The organism is Enterobacter sp. DNB-S2, assembly GCF_019443845.1.
In the GTDB taxonomy this organism is placed as follows: domain Bacteria; phylum Pseudomonadota; class Gammaproteobacteria; order Enterobacterales; family Enterobacteriaceae; genus Enterobacter; species Enterobacter asburiae_B.
The window spans coordinates 4258604-4271659 of record NZ_CP050520.1 but is presented as its reverse complement, the minus strand read 5'-3'; the positions used below and the strand labels follow the sequence as shown (position 1 = coordinate 4271659).

At 52.4% G+C, this 13056-nt stretch carries 16 protein-coding genes; 15 read left to right on the top strand and 1 reads right to left on the bottom strand.

Going from position 1 to position 13056, the window contains the following annotated elements; genetic code table 11:
- Positions 1-74 precede the first annotated feature (74 nt).
- The 6 genes from HB664_RS20585 to HB664_RS20565 are packed head-to-tail and all read left to right on the top strand — an operon-like array spanning position 75 to position 2946.
- Positions 75-626: a hypothetical protein gene (locus HB664_RS20585; RefSeq protein WP_103142039.1), complete on the top strand. Its 552-nt coding sequence runs from the start codon at positions 75-77 to the stop codon at positions 624-626.
- Positions 620-1561, top strand: coding sequence for a hypothetical protein (locus tag HB664_RS20580; RefSeq protein WP_219940127.1), 942 nt, complete (start codon positions 620-622; stop codon positions 1559-1561). Before HB664_RS20585 ends, HB664_RS20580 begins: the two co-directional genes overlap by 7 nt.
- Positions 1467-1808, top strand: coding sequence for a hypothetical protein (locus HB664_RS22915; protein ID WP_258235846.1), 342 nt, complete (start codon positions 1467-1469; stop codon positions 1806-1808). The genes HB664_RS20580 and HB664_RS22915 overlap by 95 nt, the downstream gene beginning before the upstream one ends.
- Before the next feature lie 2 nt (positions 1809-1810).
- A complete protein-coding gene (locus HB664_RS22910; RefSeq protein ID WP_258235845.1) occupies positions 1811-2080 on the top strand; it encodes a class I SAM-dependent methyltransferase in 270 nt (89 codons plus the stop codon).
- 43 nt (positions 2081-2123) lie between these two features.
- Positions 2124-2441 (top strand): hypothetical protein, encoded by a 318-nt coding sequence (locus tag HB664_RS20570; RefSeq protein ID WP_023325716.1) that lies wholly within the window; start codon positions 2124-2126, stop codon positions 2439-2441.
- On the top strand, positions 2431-2946 hold the full coding sequence (locus tag HB664_RS20565; protein ID WP_219940126.1) for a lysozyme: 516 nt from the start codon (positions 2431-2433) through the stop codon (positions 2944-2946). Before HB664_RS20570 ends, HB664_RS20565 begins: the two co-directional genes overlap by 11 nt.
- Before the next feature lie 11 nt (positions 2947-2957).
- Here HB664_RS20565 and HB664_RS20560 read toward each other — a convergent pair whose 3' ends face one another.
- Positions 2958-3557: a hypothetical protein gene (locus HB664_RS20560; RefSeq protein ID WP_165556465.1), complete on the bottom strand. Its 600-nt coding sequence runs from the start codon at positions 3555-3557 to the stop codon at positions 2958-2960.
- An 86-nt stretch (positions 3558-3643) separates the two neighbouring features.
- On the opposite strand from HB664_RS20560, the gene HB664_RS20555 reads away from it, so the two are divergent.
- The 9 genes from HB664_RS20555 to HB664_RS20515 all read left to right on the top strand — a co-directional run bounded on the left by HB664_RS20555 (position 3644) and on the right by HB664_RS20515 (position 13016).
- On the top strand, positions 3644-4189 hold the full coding sequence (locus HB664_RS20555; protein WP_219940125.1) for a hypothetical protein: 546 nt from the start codon (positions 3644-3646) through the stop codon (positions 4187-4189).
- A gap of 76 nt (positions 4190-4265) precedes the next feature.
- Positions 4266-5270, top strand: a complete 1005-nt coding sequence (locus HB664_RS20550; RefSeq protein WP_219940124.1) for a tyrosine-type recombinase/integrase — start codon at positions 4266-4268, stop codon at positions 5268-5270.
- A gap of 246 nt (positions 5271-5516) precedes the next feature.
- On the top strand, positions 5517-6119 hold the full coding sequence (locus HB664_RS20545) for a hypothetical protein (RefSeq protein ID WP_023325711.1): 603 nt from the start codon (positions 5517-5519) through the stop codon (positions 6117-6119).
- 198 nt (positions 6120-6317) lie between these two features.
- On the top strand, positions 6318-7934 hold the full coding sequence (locus tag HB664_RS20540; RefSeq protein WP_219940123.1) for a TerL protein: 1617 nt from the start codon (positions 6318-6320) through the stop codon (positions 7932-7934).
- Position 7935: 1 nt separating this feature from the next.
- Positions 7936-9405, top strand: a complete 1470-nt coding sequence (locus HB664_RS20535; RefSeq protein ID WP_047364206.1) for a DUF1073 domain-containing protein — start codon at positions 7936-7938, stop codon at positions 9403-9405.
- A 70-nt stretch (positions 9406-9475) separates the two neighbouring features.
- Positions 9476-10009: a phage minor head protein gene (locus HB664_RS20530; protein WP_032629703.1), complete on the top strand. Its 534-nt coding sequence runs from the start codon at positions 9476-9478 to the stop codon at positions 10007-10009.
- A 261-nt stretch (positions 10010-10270) separates the two neighbouring features.
- The gene (locus tag HB664_RS20525) at positions 10271-11542 is read left to right on the top strand and encodes a DUF2213 domain-containing protein (protein WP_219940122.1); all 1272 of its coding nucleotides are present in this window, start codon (positions 10271-10273) and stop codon (positions 11540-11542) included.
- 11 nt (positions 11543-11553) lie between these two features.
- Entirely contained in the window at positions 11554-12057 is a 504-nt protein-coding gene (locus tag HB664_RS20520; protein WP_023325706.1) for a hypothetical protein, read from the top strand.
- An 11-nt stretch (positions 12058-12068) separates the two neighbouring features.
- Entirely contained in the window at positions 12069-13016 is a 948-nt protein-coding gene (locus HB664_RS20515; RefSeq protein ID WP_016247459.1) for a DUF2184 domain-containing protein, read from the top strand.
- The last annotated feature ends 40 nt before the right edge of the window (positions 13017-13056 follow it).

Below are 13056 nucleotides of genomic sequence, written 5' to 3'. Positions count from 1 at the left end.
TAGGTTATTGCGCCTGCACGAAATCAAACCCGCCTCCGAGCGGGTTTTTTTATGCCTAAATTTGGTCGCCGCGAATGAATACATTCATCATTTGTGCATCCGGCCCGTCTCTCAATAAATCAGATTGCGAACTGATCTCCGGATCGGGGCTGCCGGTTATTGCTGTTAACTCCACCTGGCGAGCCGTGCCTGATTGTGAATACATTTACGCGGGTGATCTGCGCTGGTGGGATGCAAACATCGATGTTCTGCCGTCCTCCGCCTCTCGCTGGACCTGTAATTACCGGGCTCATAAACGCTATGGGCTAAATCTGTTTGATACAGATACCCGGTGGGCCTTCAACTCCGGGCAGCGCTCAATTCTGTTTGCTGCCAGCCAGGGGGCGAAAAACATCATCCTGTTAGGGTTTGACTGCTCCATTAATGGCGGTAGTCACTGGCATGGTGATCACGTCGGGCTGGATAACCCTACAGCAGAGAGTGTCACGCGATGGCGCGGGGAGTTTGCCAATACCGCCAGAGCGCTGGCCGGTAAGGTGAATATCATCAACAGTAGCCGCCAGACAGCGCTTAAGTGCTTCCGGCGTCTCGGCCTCAATGAGGCTTTACGCGAGGTAGCATGTTAAACGTTCCTCTATTCATTGAAGGCATGCTGGGCATGGGTGACAACATCTACCAACGCGCTTTCGTTAAGCAGTTGCCCGCCGGTACTTATATCCGGACCGCCTGGCCCGAACTGTATGAAGATTTGCCCGTTCTGCCCGTTCGCAGTTTTACAACGCTCCGTACGCAGCGCAAAAACGAGTACCGGACGCAGGCCGCTTTTCACCTGCCGCCAGATATGCGCCAGACAAAACGGATTTTCTACGGTCCGGATCATCTACGGCGCGGTTCAATATTTGACGCGATGCGCCAGCAGTTTGGCACCGAGCCGTCAGAACTCGACTTGCCCTCTTACGGACCCGCTGAATTTACGTCTGAAAAGCCGATCGCGGTAATTCGTCCGGCTACTGTTCGCAGTGAATGGCGCAGTGACTCCCGTAATCCTGATCCGGATTACCTGTTGCAGGCATCCCGGCTACTGAGAAAGCATTTCTGCGTAATCAGCGTGGCTGACCTGCAGGAGGGGGAGGAGTGGGCCGTCGGCGAACTTCCCGAAGCAGATCTGCGCATGCACTCCGGCCAGCTCAACTTCAAATCGCTGATGCGCCTGATTGAGCATGCCGCCGTGGTGGTTACGCCGGTGGGCTGGGCGCTTCCTGCTTCTATTGCCTATAAAACGCCGGTGTACGTTGTCGCTGGTGGGCGAGGTGGTCACAACGCCCCGGAAATCGTAACCGATCCGGCGATGGACCTTTCTCGTGTTGGCTGGGCAATTCCCGACAATTACTGCCGCTGTGAAGCATGGGAGCACCACTGCGACAAGCGGATTTCAAATTTCTCCGATAAATTCGAGGCCTGGCTCCATGAAGTCGTTTTATCAGGAACTGGAAAGCGGGCTGGTATTTTTACCGGAGCTGGGGATCGGACGTTACCCCGTTCCGGCATCACGCCCGTATGACGAGCAGTATTTCGCAAAGTATCAGCAGCTGGCCGACACCGAAACGGGCAGAGCTTTAACGCAATCCCGTATTGAACTGGTGGAGCGCCATTTTCACGGACCTGTTCTCGATGTTGGTATCGGTGCCGGTCAGTTCGTCTCTACCCGACCGGGAACGCTGGGGTATGACGTTAATCCGGCTGGTATCGCCTGGCTGAACGAGCGGGCGCATTCGCTGACCTCTACGCCAACAAGTGGCGAGCACTGACGATGTGGGATGTACTGGAACACATCGACGAGCCGGAGCTGGCGGTACAGCAGGCCAGTGAATATGTGTTCGTGTCGATCCCGATTTTCACTGATGCCGGAGACATTCTCCGCTCCCATCATTTCAGAAAGAACGAGCATATCTGGTATTTCACTGATGAAGGTATCAGGCGCTGGTTTGCAGAGCAGGGCTTCACCTGCGCAGAGCAAAACACAATCGAATGCCAGTTAGGGCGTAAAGGCGTCGCGTCGTACGCTTTCCGCAAAATTTAACTTCATCTTTTAACACACAGCACCCCGAACCCGGAGGTGTGGAATGCATCGTATGAATGACCAGTCAGGTAATGTAATTACCCAGTTTTTCGCGTGGCTGGCAGCTGTATCAGCGGCTCTGGGATTTTCAACCCAGGACATGGTTTTCATGTTTTTCGGTCTGATTGGCGTACTTCTTTCTCTGGCCTCTTTTATATCCGGTCGGCTTGACGCCAGAAAACTCCATAAAGAGGACCGGCGCCGCACTCAGTTGCTGGAAAAATATTTTGATGATGCCCGAAAGTTACCTCCTGCGGATCGTCCGGCAAGCGTCAAGGTTGTTACAGATGCCATTAACAGGATAAACGCAAATGCAAAATAGAAAGGCAGGTGCTGCGGGTATTGTTTGTTCAGTTGCTGCGATCATCGTGATAGTGCTCGGTAACGGGCATGTTCGAACAAATGAGCGCGGACTTGAGCTCATCGGTAACGCGGAGTCATGTCGTCGTGATCCTTATGTTTGCCCCGCTGGCGTGCTCACCGATGGCATGGGAAACACCCACGGCGTTAAACCCGGCACAGTTAAAAACGACCAGCAGATCGCGGCTGAATGGGAAAAAAATATCCTCGATGCTGAATCCTGCGTTAACCGGTACGCCAACGGAAAAAAGCTTCCAGATAATACTTTCAGTGCGGCGGTATCAGTAACGTTCCGCGCCGGGTGCGGCAATATGCGGAGCTCGACAATGTTCTCCCTATTCCGAAAAGGTGACCTTAAGGCGGCGTGCTACCAATTTCCTCGCTGGGTTTACGGTGGCGGTCGAGTTCTGCCTGGTCTGGTTACTCGCGCTGGTAAGGAAGAAGCGCTCTGTCTGGATGGTTTATGAATCTTCCTCTTTTACTGATTGCTATCTACCTGATTTGGCGTGACTCCCCTTATTGGTGGGTTTTTGTCTGCCTCGCCTTCTTCATTCCCTGATTTATCAGATTTTATTTCTGGGAATGCGATATCCGTTTTTTTTAAAAGAATGGATCGCTTTGGGAAATACTGCTGTGCTGTTTCATCGGCATCCACGTATAGACGCTCACCATCGCGGTAGATAACAAAGGAACCGAAGTTGATTTTTTTACCTAGCACAAAGTCAAATGCGTAAGCATCTAAGGTATCTCGGAAGCTCCTTTTCTCACCAGTGAGAAGCACAAAATCGTATGGATACAACTTTTTTAACCTCCCAGAACTGATTGTTCCATCAATAACTGAATCTTTCAGTGTAATGCGAACTTCAACGAAGTCTTTCTGATTCGATAACCATTCGGGAGGATCAATATCATTTTCGGTAGAGTTGTTCCATTTACCCTCTAACGCTTTCGAGGTTCCGTACCATGTTTGGAAGGCATTTACGTTATCAATAACTTTGTCACCATTTACGAGAACCCATGAAATGCAAGCGACTATCACGGTTATGCACGGCCACGCTGTATTTTTTAAAAAACGCATAAAAATCCTCCTAAATAATTAGACAGGGTATCAGATATGAATACTCCGCTGAATGTCGCAGCGCTAAATTTATCATTGGCAACGATATGATTACATTTACTGATATCAAAGCTGCATGGCGTTCGATAGTGATTGTGGCCGTGGTTATCGTTGTAGCCGTACTTTGCGCTCTGCTGGCAATTAGCCGTTCTGACGTCGCTACACTGAAAAGCGATAATGCTGTTCTGCGCAATGACAACATCCTGCAGGGGACGGTTATCGCTGCTCAGGCTTTCAACTTTAACCGGTTTAACCAGGTGGCCGAAAACGCCAGCCGACTAAATTCACTGATTGACGCCAGCTCCGATAAAACTGTTATCGAATATCGGGAGATCCTCCGCCGTGAAAAAACATGTGATCTGCCTGTTCCTGCTGATGTCGCTGGTGGGCTGCTCAGCTACGCGAACAGTTTACGTGCCAGCGCAATGCACACCGATTCCGGGAACGCTGACGCAGCCGGTGATAGCACCACTACCACCAGCGCGCTGACTTATTGCCAAGCTGTTCTCTGGGTCAAGCCACTACTGGCCGCCATCGAAAAAGCGAATAACCAGCTGGCTGGAATACGTGAAATTGAGAAGGGCAGGCAATGACTATTGCCAGCGTGACATTACAAAAGTCATTCCCTGAGTGGCTTTGATAATGTTTTTTGAGTGGGGATTGTTCAGTATGGCTTCGATAAAAGAATCCACTGATGCCAATGGACAATCAAAATATTACGTCCACTGGAAGGATGAAAAATCCGGTCATGGACGCCGCCGCATTTTTAAGAATATTGATGATGCCGCACATCTTTTCTGGCAAAAACAGAATATCGAGCTGGATTGTCGAACCGCCAGCTGGACCGGAATAGACCATTCCTGGACTTTCCGAAAGTTAATTCTGTTTTATCTGGGGTATCAGGCCGGCAAGCTGGAAAAAAATATCATACGGCTGTCGTCATATACGAAATGCCGTCACGATCTTCTTGCTGTAGACGGGCCGATACTGGAAAAAAATATTCTCCATATCAGCCATCGCGATATCGTTGATTCGGTTCGCACCGGCTGCCATCGCTGGATTCGTTCGGCTTTCTTCCTGCTGGTGGAAAAGCGGCTCATCACTTTTAACCCTGTTGACCGTCCCGCGCGCCGGAAGCGTCGACCCATCACCATACCGCCATCATCATCGGTCAGGGAGCTACTGAATAACGCGCCAGTTCGTGAGCGTATCGCGTGCTGGCTCGGGATTTGTGGCCTGCGCATCGGTGAGGCTCTTGCGGTTACTTATAACGACGTGTCAGCCGACTGGATCGACATCCGGGGGCATGTTGTTGACGGCGTTATACATGAGGGGCTGAAAAGAGGAGTTGAGCGCCGGGTAAGGATGCCGCGTGAGCTTTTCGCGTTGCTGGATAAAAATAAGCTTGGTTCCTCTGAGCCCCTTATCTGCAATCAGTTTACCGGCGCATGCCTTGCTACCAGTTACGGCACTCAGGGCGTTCTCGTCAGAACCCTGAACGACTATGGCATTAAGCGATTCCATCATCTTCGACACTTTGCGGTATCTCGCCTGGCAAACAAAGGCGTCGATATTCTGAAGGTTTCCCGACTTATTGGGCATTCGAACATCAAAACCACGATGGACGTTTACGGTCACCTTTTCGGTGAAGCGGTGGAGATGGATTTGGACTGAGTTATCCACATAGTGGAAATATTAGGGCGATCCACTATCTCCCCATTCTGCGCGGCCTCCGGGCATCAAATCGCAGTTTTTACGGAAAATGGATAACTCCGCATTTTTTGACGTTTTTAATTCCGCACTTAAACCCAGCAGGCTTGCGGCCCCGGAGCAGATTTTTTCTCAGAATTATTCCGCACGCAAAATGCGGAAAAATAATTTTGAACAAAATATAAACAGCACCCGATTTCAGGTAAGCGTATGGCCCGTAAAAATAGCTTTAAGAAGGCCTACGTCGGTATCGTTATTGATATGGCTCTGGCCCGTAACAAGATCTCAAACCGCATGGTTGCCCAGCGACTGGAAATTGACGAGGCGACTATCCGCAACTGGCGCAAGGAACACGCCGACTTTAATCGTGCCTTTACCGAGGCTCGCGAAGTTCTGATGGAAAAGATTAACAACGTTGCAGGTAAAAGCCTGGACGTTCGGAAACGAAAGATTGTCACCAAATCCCCTGATGGACTGAAAACCACCGTCGAGGATGTTTTGCCAACGCACAATGATGTTGCGGTGTTTGCCAAAGCTCTTGGACTCGGCCGCAGTGTTTATGGGGAAGAGGACCGTCAGCGTGATGTGCTTCGTGAGGTGATGAAACACAAGGTAGACGGGAAATACTCCGCGCTGGAGGCGGCACAGCTGCTTGAGGCTGAGGGAATAAAAGTACCGGCAACCCTGCTCATGGAGCTGGAAGCACCGAAAATTTTCGAACCGTTCAACAATATGGACGAGGCAGCCAAAGCCGACGCGGCGAACCTGACCCCGCAGGAAGCAGCCGATATCTACAAAAAATACCTGGGCTGAAAATTGCAAAAACAGGCGTTTCGAACCGTAAAAACGCTATGCACTTTTTGACCCGTTTTATGCACGTTTTATTCATCCCGATTTGACCACTTTTCTGTTCAAAACAGAGGTTTCACGCCGTTTGCGTGATGGGTGCTGTTGCGCCAGTGCGGGTAACGACCATTATGTTAAATCGGGGCGTTTTTGAGGAATTTTTCTGTGCCGATCCCGTTCCCCTTTGACTTCCGCAAACCGGACTATACCGCCGTGTTTGAGTGGAGAATGGAGAGGCTGGAGCGGATCAGGAAAGCGCCTGAAATGCTTCCGGCACTCCGTGAGTTTTACCGTACTAACCCGGCCCAGTTCATCATCGACTGGGGCATGACGACGGACCCGCGTAACCTCGATTATGGTCTGCCTGCGACCATCCCGTTTTTGCTGTTCCCCCGCCAGGAGGAATGGATTAACTGGATCATGGACAGGCGCGTAAATCGTGAAAACGGGCTTACTGAGAAAAGTCGTGAAATGGGGTTGAGCTGGACTTCTGTCGGCCTTGCCTGCTCCCTGTGTCTGTTTAACAAAGATATGGTGATTGGTTTTGGTAGCCGTAAAGAGATGTACGTGGATTCCACGAGCGACCCAAAATCACTTTTCTGGAAAGCAAGAAAATTTATTGAACTGCTCCCGGTAGAGTTTCGCGGTGGCTGGAATGAAAAAAAACACTCCAGATTCATGGAGGTGGAATTTCCAGAATCAGGGGCGATCATCAAGGGAGAGGCTGGCGATAACATTGGCCGTGGTGACCGTACCACGCTTTATTTCGTGGATGAGTCGGCATTCCTCAAACGGCCATTACTCATCGATGCTGCGCTATCACAGACCACCCGCTGCCGTATAGACCTCTCATCCGTCAACGGCATGAATAACCCGTTTGCCCGTAAGCGCCACAGCGGAAATATCCCGGTGTTTACGTTCCACTGGCGCAGCGACCCGCGCAAGGATGATGAGTGGTACCGCAACGAATGTCTGAAAATTGATGATCCGATTATCGTTGCTCAGGAACTGGACCTGAACTACAGCGCATCCACAGAGGGGATTCTCATTCCTTCTGAATGGGTGCAGGCTGCCGTCGACGCGCATATCAAACTGGGTATTCAGCCCAGCGGCCAGCGCCTCGGCGCAATGGATATCGCAGACGAAGGGAAAGACAAAAACGGCTTTTCTTGCCGCTATGGCTTCCTTCTGCAGAACGTTCACGAATGGTCTGGCATTGGCAGCGACATCTACGCCTCTGTCGTTAAATCGTTTGGGTACTGTGACGATTACGGTCTGGATGAGTTCCGTTTCGATGAGGACGGTCTGGGTGCTGGTGCGCGTGGCGATGCTCGCGTGATAAACGAGCTCAGGCAGGCTGAAGGCCGGGGAACAATCACAGCTACGCCTTTCCGTGGTAGCGGTAGCGTATTCGATCCGGAAGATGAAGCCGTTCCTGGTGATAACGGTAAAGCGGCGCGCCTTAATAAAGACTTCTTCGCAAACGCGAAAGCACAGAGCTGGTGGCATCTCCGCAAGCTGTTTCGTAACACCTTCCGCGCGCTGAACGGGATGGACTACAACCCCGACGAAATCATTTCGATAAGCAGCGAGATAGAAAATATTGACCGCCTGCTGATGGAGCTTTCACAGCCTACGTGGTCGAAAAACGCCGTCGGTAAAATCCTCGTGGATAAACAGCCGGAAGGCACAAAATCGCCGAACCTGGCTGACGCCGTAATGATTAATTACGCGCCGATGGATTCCTCTCTTGATACCTGGGCCAAACTGGCTGGAGCGTGACATGTCCCGTAAGAAACGCCAGAACGGCGCACAGCAGCCCGTTAGGACATCTGACGGGTACAACAATTTCACAGCCAAACTTGGCAGCGACACCAGAAACATCCAGACGGGCGGAATGTACATGCCGGGGTACATCAGCCGTAACAGGGTGATGCTGGAGTTTGCGTATCGTTCATCGTTCCTCGTGGGGGCCGGTGTGGATGCGATGGCCGATGATATGACCCGCAAGGGGATTAACATCAGCTCAAAGCTGAAACCCGGACAAAAGGGCAAGCTCGAAACCTTCTGGGATGAGCTCGCTATATGGGATGGTCTTAACGATAACCTCAAATGGTCACGATTGTACGGTGGCGCGGTGCTGGTGGTCCTGCTTGAAGGGCAGGATATGTCCTCCCCGCTAAAGCTGGATCGTATCAAAGAGGGGCAGTTTAAGGGCGTGATGAGCCTTGACCGCTGGATGGTTAACCCGAGTTATTACGATCTCGTTACCGATTACGGTCCCGATTTTGGGAAACCGAAATATTACAAGGTAATCACGAACCAGCAGGGGATTCCTCCCTGGAAGATCCACCACAGCCGTGTTATCCGCATGGAGGGCGACACGCTACCCTTCCAGCAGGCCCAGACGGAAAACGGATGGGGGATGTCTGTTGTGGAGCGTATTTTCGAGCGTATCGAGGCGTTCGATACTGCGACGGTCGGCACCACACAGCTGATCCACAAAGCACATCTGCGAACCTACAGCATTGAAAAGCTTCGTGACATTCTTGCCAAAGGCGGTGATCTGGAAAAGTCGCTGATGAAGCACATGGACATGATTCGTGAGTTTCAGACCATCGAAGGCATGACCATGATGGACTCAAGGGATAAATTCGAGACCCACAGCTATACGTTCGCCGGTATCGCGGATGTCCTCCTGCGTTTCGCTGAGCAGGTTTCCGGCGCGACGGGAATTCCTCTCGTTCGTCTGTTCGGGCAGTCACCTGCAGGTTTCAACACTGGCGACGGCGATCTGGAAAACTACTACAGCCGGGTTAACTCGCTGCAGGAGAGACGCTTACGCCGACATATCCGCTGGCTGCTCGATATCTCCTGGCGTTCTCTGTTCGGTGAACCACTGCCTGACGATTTTACTTTCGAGTTTAACAAGCTCTGGGAGATGTCAGATGTGGACCGCGCAACGATGGCGAACAATGTGGTTACCGCACTCGGTACCGCCGTTCGTGACCTCGGGATGCCACCTGCAGCAGCGCTTAACGACCTCAGGAACATTTCTGATGTGATTGGCATCGGTGGTTCTATCACTGACGAGGACATAGAAGATGCGAAGGCCCAGTGGGAGGAGGATGAACCTGAAACCATCCCTCCGCCGCCGTTCGGAGATCCAGTATCGAAAAAGCCTGTTGGCGATAGCAAACCAGATAGGGCAGATCGTCGATGGTACCTACGATGGTTCACAGGCCAGCGCTGACAGCATTTCGAAAACGCTGGTGGACTATTCCGAGGTAATCAGCGACTGGGCAGAGCAGGTCGGGCGAAGGATGTTTGCCCAGGTCGAGCAGGAGGAATGGAATCAGTGGAAATCGGTATCAGAGGAAATCGGCGCTGGCCTGCGCGATGTGGTGGGTAATACCCCCGTCGGGCAGGTGGCGCAGGATATCGTGTACCGCCAGATTCAGCTGATGAAGTCCCTGCCGCTGGAAGCAGCCGATCGCGTGATGGACATACAACAGCGCGCAATGCAGGCGGTTATCACTGGTGAACGTCCGGACGAGCTCTACGAGATGATCATGGCCTCCGGTGACGTGGCCGCCAGCAGGGCGCAGCTGATTGCCCGTACAGAGATTGGACGAGCTACCGGCGCGCTGACGCAAGCCAGAGCCCTTTCGGTTGGATCAGAGGGCTACTGGTGGCGTATCGAGGGAGCCGGAACGCGCGATTCTCACCGCAAGATGAAAGATAAGTTTGTGCGCTGGGATAACCCGCCGACGCTGGACGGTATGACCGGACACGCCGGATGTTTGCCGAACTGCAAATGCTGGCCTGAAGTACAGATTCCTGCACCGAGAAAATGAAAAATACGGCTTTGAGCATTCATTTCATGCGAACTGCAATACCCGCAAAATGTTATGAAAATGTTGTATTTGAAAAGACCGATTTTCAGCCCAGTTAATCGCTACTTTTACGGCTTTAAGGGGACATTTTAATCGAGTCCATTTTCGTCGGTGCGGGTAAGAACCCTTATGTTAAATAGCCCGTTATTTCGAACATTTTTCCCATCTCACAAGGTCGCCTCCGGGCGGCCTTTTTGTTGCCCGTAATCGAGCAGGTAACCCATGAAATATTTCTTCACTACACGCCTGGGCGAAACGCGCTATCTGACGGCGGACGGTTCGCTGCTGTGTAAAGACGTGCCGATCGCACGCACAGGAACGCAGGTCTATTTACCTGAGGAAATCGACCTCGAACCGGACGGCACCGGCACGGTGACAGTCTGGCGAACAGAAGACGAGGTGTTTTCCCCGGAGACAATGGCGAGCTTTGAGGGCGTAGCCGTCACGCTGGGGCATCCAGAGGACGGTCTGGGCAACATCGTTTTCGTGAACCCTTCTAACTTCGCAGAGCTGGCGCACGGACACATTCAGAACGTCCGGCGCGGCACCGGCGATAAATCGGATCTGCTCATTGCTGACGTGCTGATTAAACGCCAGGAAGCAATCGACGCGGTGAATTCTGGCCTGACCGATGTCAGCTGTGGCTATGACGCGCAGTACAAGCAGCTGGCACCCGGCAAAGGCAAGCAATACCAAATCACAGGTAACCACCTCGCTGTCGGCATCGACCGGGGGCGTGCTGGTGGCCGCTGTGCAATCGGGGATTCCATCCCATCAACAACAAAGGAGAAGCCTGTAATGTCATGGCTTAAAAAACTGGCTCAGGCCATTAAGACGAAAGATGAGGATGCACTGGCAAAACTCATCGACGAAGCGCCGGATATGCCGTCTGATGGCATGCCTTCAATCCCCGGTTCCTCTATCACCATCAACATTCCTTCACAGGCCACAGCCTTACCTGAAGGCAATCGCACCACTACGGACGAAGGCGATCCGAACAAAGACAAAACCGGCACCGGCGATGAAGAAATTCCGGCCTGGGCGAAAGCGTTGCTGGCTCGTCTGGAAAAGCTGGAGGGTAAAACCACCGACGGCGATCCGGACCCGGGCAACATGACCACTGATGAAGACGAGGAAGAAAACCGCAAAGTGACGGGTGATGCAGCCTTTAAGCGCAACCTGATCGCCGATGCGGAAATTATCTGCCCTGGCTTCCAGCCTGCTGGTGATAAGAGTCTGAAGCGTCAGGTGCTGAGTCATGCAATGCGCACCGGCGACAGCCTGAAATCGTTCGGAGTGGATGATTTCTACAAAGCGCCAAAGGCTACGGTCGACGCGGTATTTACTGCCGCTGTGGCGCTGCATAAGGCGAAAAATCAGCTGACACCGCTGAATAACATCACCCGCACCACGGACAGCGGAATCAGCACTAAGCACCTTTCCCCGGCAGAGCTGAACAAGGTCAACGCCGAATTCTGGGCAAAAAACAAATAAGGTAAATCATCATGGCAGGTACTGCATATTTAACGCGCATGCCCCTGGGCATTGCCGGGGGCGTTACCCGTCCTCGTGATCTCACCATCGAGCCGGTTAGCCTGGACCACACGAAGCAGTTCGCGTCCTACGGGCTGCCAGGTAAATACGTGAACGATAAATTCGTTCCGCTGGAGTCTGGCGACACCATCAGCAAAGTGAAAGGGATTCTGGTTCGTCCGTTCCCGATCACCTCTGCTCTGGACCTTGCTTACATCGGTGTGACGGCTAATCAGGTGGGTGACAACCTGAAACGCGGTTACATCTGCGTAACTGCTACCGCAGGCAACGCGGCGACCGCGAAAAAAGGCGATCCGGTTTACGTTCGCGTGGCTGGTGGCACCACTCAAAGCCCGGTTGGCTCCTTTGTGCTGTCTCCGGACTCTACCGCATCAAATACACCTCAGCTGCCAAATGCAGAGGTCATGGGGCCGGGTGAAGCCGACGGCCGTATTGAAATCGCTTATAACATCTGAGGGAATAATTAATGTTTACAATTGACAGAGCGACCATCGACTCCACCGGCGCGTTTCTCGTCGGCGAACTGGAGCGCATGGATCAGACGCTGAACATGCCTTTAGTGTCCTACAAATGGTCACGCGACATGCCGCTGCGCAGCGATATTTCTATCGCTGATGAAGTGTCATCCTTCACTAATACCGATTTTGTTGGCGTTGGTGGTCCAAACCCTAACGGTAAAAACTGGATCGGTAAAAAAGCTACAGCCATTCCTGGTATCGAACTCGATATTCAGCCTACCCGTAACAACCTCACCTTATGGGGGCAGGAAATCAGTTGGACGGTGCCGGAACTGGCTTCTGCCCAGAAATTGGGCCGTCCGGTTGATGTCCAGAAATACGAAGGCATGAAACTGAAGTGGAACATGGACACCGACGAACAGGTTTATATCGGTGATAACGAGCTCGGCGTTGCTGGCCTGCTGAACCTGCCGGATGTTACTCCTGTTGCTGCAGCTGCAGCGTGGACCGCAACCACCGATCCGGATGTGATTGTTCAGGATATCAACCTGGTACTGTCTGATGGCTGGGTTCGTTCTGGTTATGCGGTCTGCCCGGCGAAAATCGGTCTGGCTCCGGAGCTGTTCGGCCTGCTGGCGAGCAAAAAGGTTTCCTCTGCAGGGAATATCTCCGTGCTGGAATACGTGAAGATTAACACCATCGCGTTTCAGGAAAACGGCACACCATTGGAGATCGTCTCCATGAAGTGGGCCTCCAAGCGTGGCGCTGGTGGCGCGCATCGTATCGTTGCTTACACCCAGGACGAAAAATACGTTCGCTTCCCTATGGTTCCTCTGCTGAACACGCCGCTGGAGTATCGCGGCCTGCAGCAGCTGACCACTTACTACGGCAAGCTGGGCCAGGTGGAAACCCCGTATTCCAATACGATCTCTTACCTGGACGTTCCGGCGTCTTAACCTGAAACAGGCGGGGAAACCCGCCTTTTTTTATGGAGCA

What these genes read in the sequence shown, in the direction of transcription:
- HB664_RS20585 (WP_103142039.1), top strand. Translation starts at nt 75, where the DNA reads ATGAATACATTCATCATTTGTGCATCCGGCCCGTCTCTCAATAAATCA.
- HB664_RS20580 (WP_219940127.1), top strand. Translation starts at nt 620, where the DNA reads ATGTTAAACGTTCCTCTATTCATTGAAGGCATGCTGGGCATGGGTGAC.
- HB664_RS22915 (WP_258235846.1), top strand. Translation starts at nt 1,467, where the DNA reads ATGAAGTCGTTTTATCAGGAACTGGAAAGCGGGCTGGTATTTTTACCG.
- HB664_RS22910 (WP_258235845.1), top strand. Translation starts at nt 1,811, where the DNA reads ATGTGGGATGTACTGGAACACATCGACGAGCCGGAGCTGGCGGTACAG.
- HB664_RS20570 (WP_023325716.1), top strand. Translation starts at nt 2,124, where the DNA reads ATGCATCGTATGAATGACCAGTCAGGTAATGTAATTACCCAGTTTTTC.
- HB664_RS20565 (WP_219940126.1), top strand. Translation starts at nt 2,431, where the DNA reads ATGCAAAATAGAAAGGCAGGTGCTGCGGGTATTGTTTGTTCAGTTGCT.
- HB664_RS20560 (WP_165556465.1), bottom strand. Translation starts at nt 3,557, where the DNA reads ATGCGTTTTTTAAAAAATACAGCGTGGCCGTGCATAACCGTGATAGTC.
- HB664_RS20555 (WP_219940125.1), top strand. Translation starts at nt 3,644, where the DNA reads ATGATTACATTTACTGATATCAAAGCTGCATGGCGTTCGATAGTGATT.
- HB664_RS20550 (WP_219940124.1), top strand. Translation starts at nt 4,266, where the DNA reads ATGGCTTCGATAAAAGAATCCACTGATGCCAATGGACAATCAAAATAT.
- HB664_RS20545 (WP_023325711.1), top strand. Translation starts at nt 5,517, where the DNA reads ATGGCCCGTAAAAATAGCTTTAAGAAGGCCTACGTCGGTATCGTTATT.
- HB664_RS20535 (WP_047364206.1), top strand. Translation starts at nt 7,936, where the DNA reads ATGTCCCGTAAGAAACGCCAGAACGGCGCACAGCAGCCCGTTAGGACA.
- HB664_RS20530 (WP_032629703.1), top strand. Translation starts at nt 9,476, where the DNA reads ATGTTTGCCCAGGTCGAGCAGGAGGAATGGAATCAGTGGAAATCGGTA.
- HB664_RS20525 (WP_219940122.1), top strand. Translation starts at nt 10,271, where the DNA reads ATGAAATATTTCTTCACTACACGCCTGGGCGAAACGCGCTATCTGACG.
- HB664_RS20520 (WP_023325706.1), top strand. Translation starts at nt 11,554, where the DNA reads ATGGCAGGTACTGCATATTTAACGCGCATGCCCCTGGGCATTGCCGGG.
- HB664_RS20515 (WP_016247459.1), top strand. Translation starts at nt 12,069, where the DNA reads ATGTTTACAATTGACAGAGCGACCATCGACTCCACCGGCGCGTTTCTC.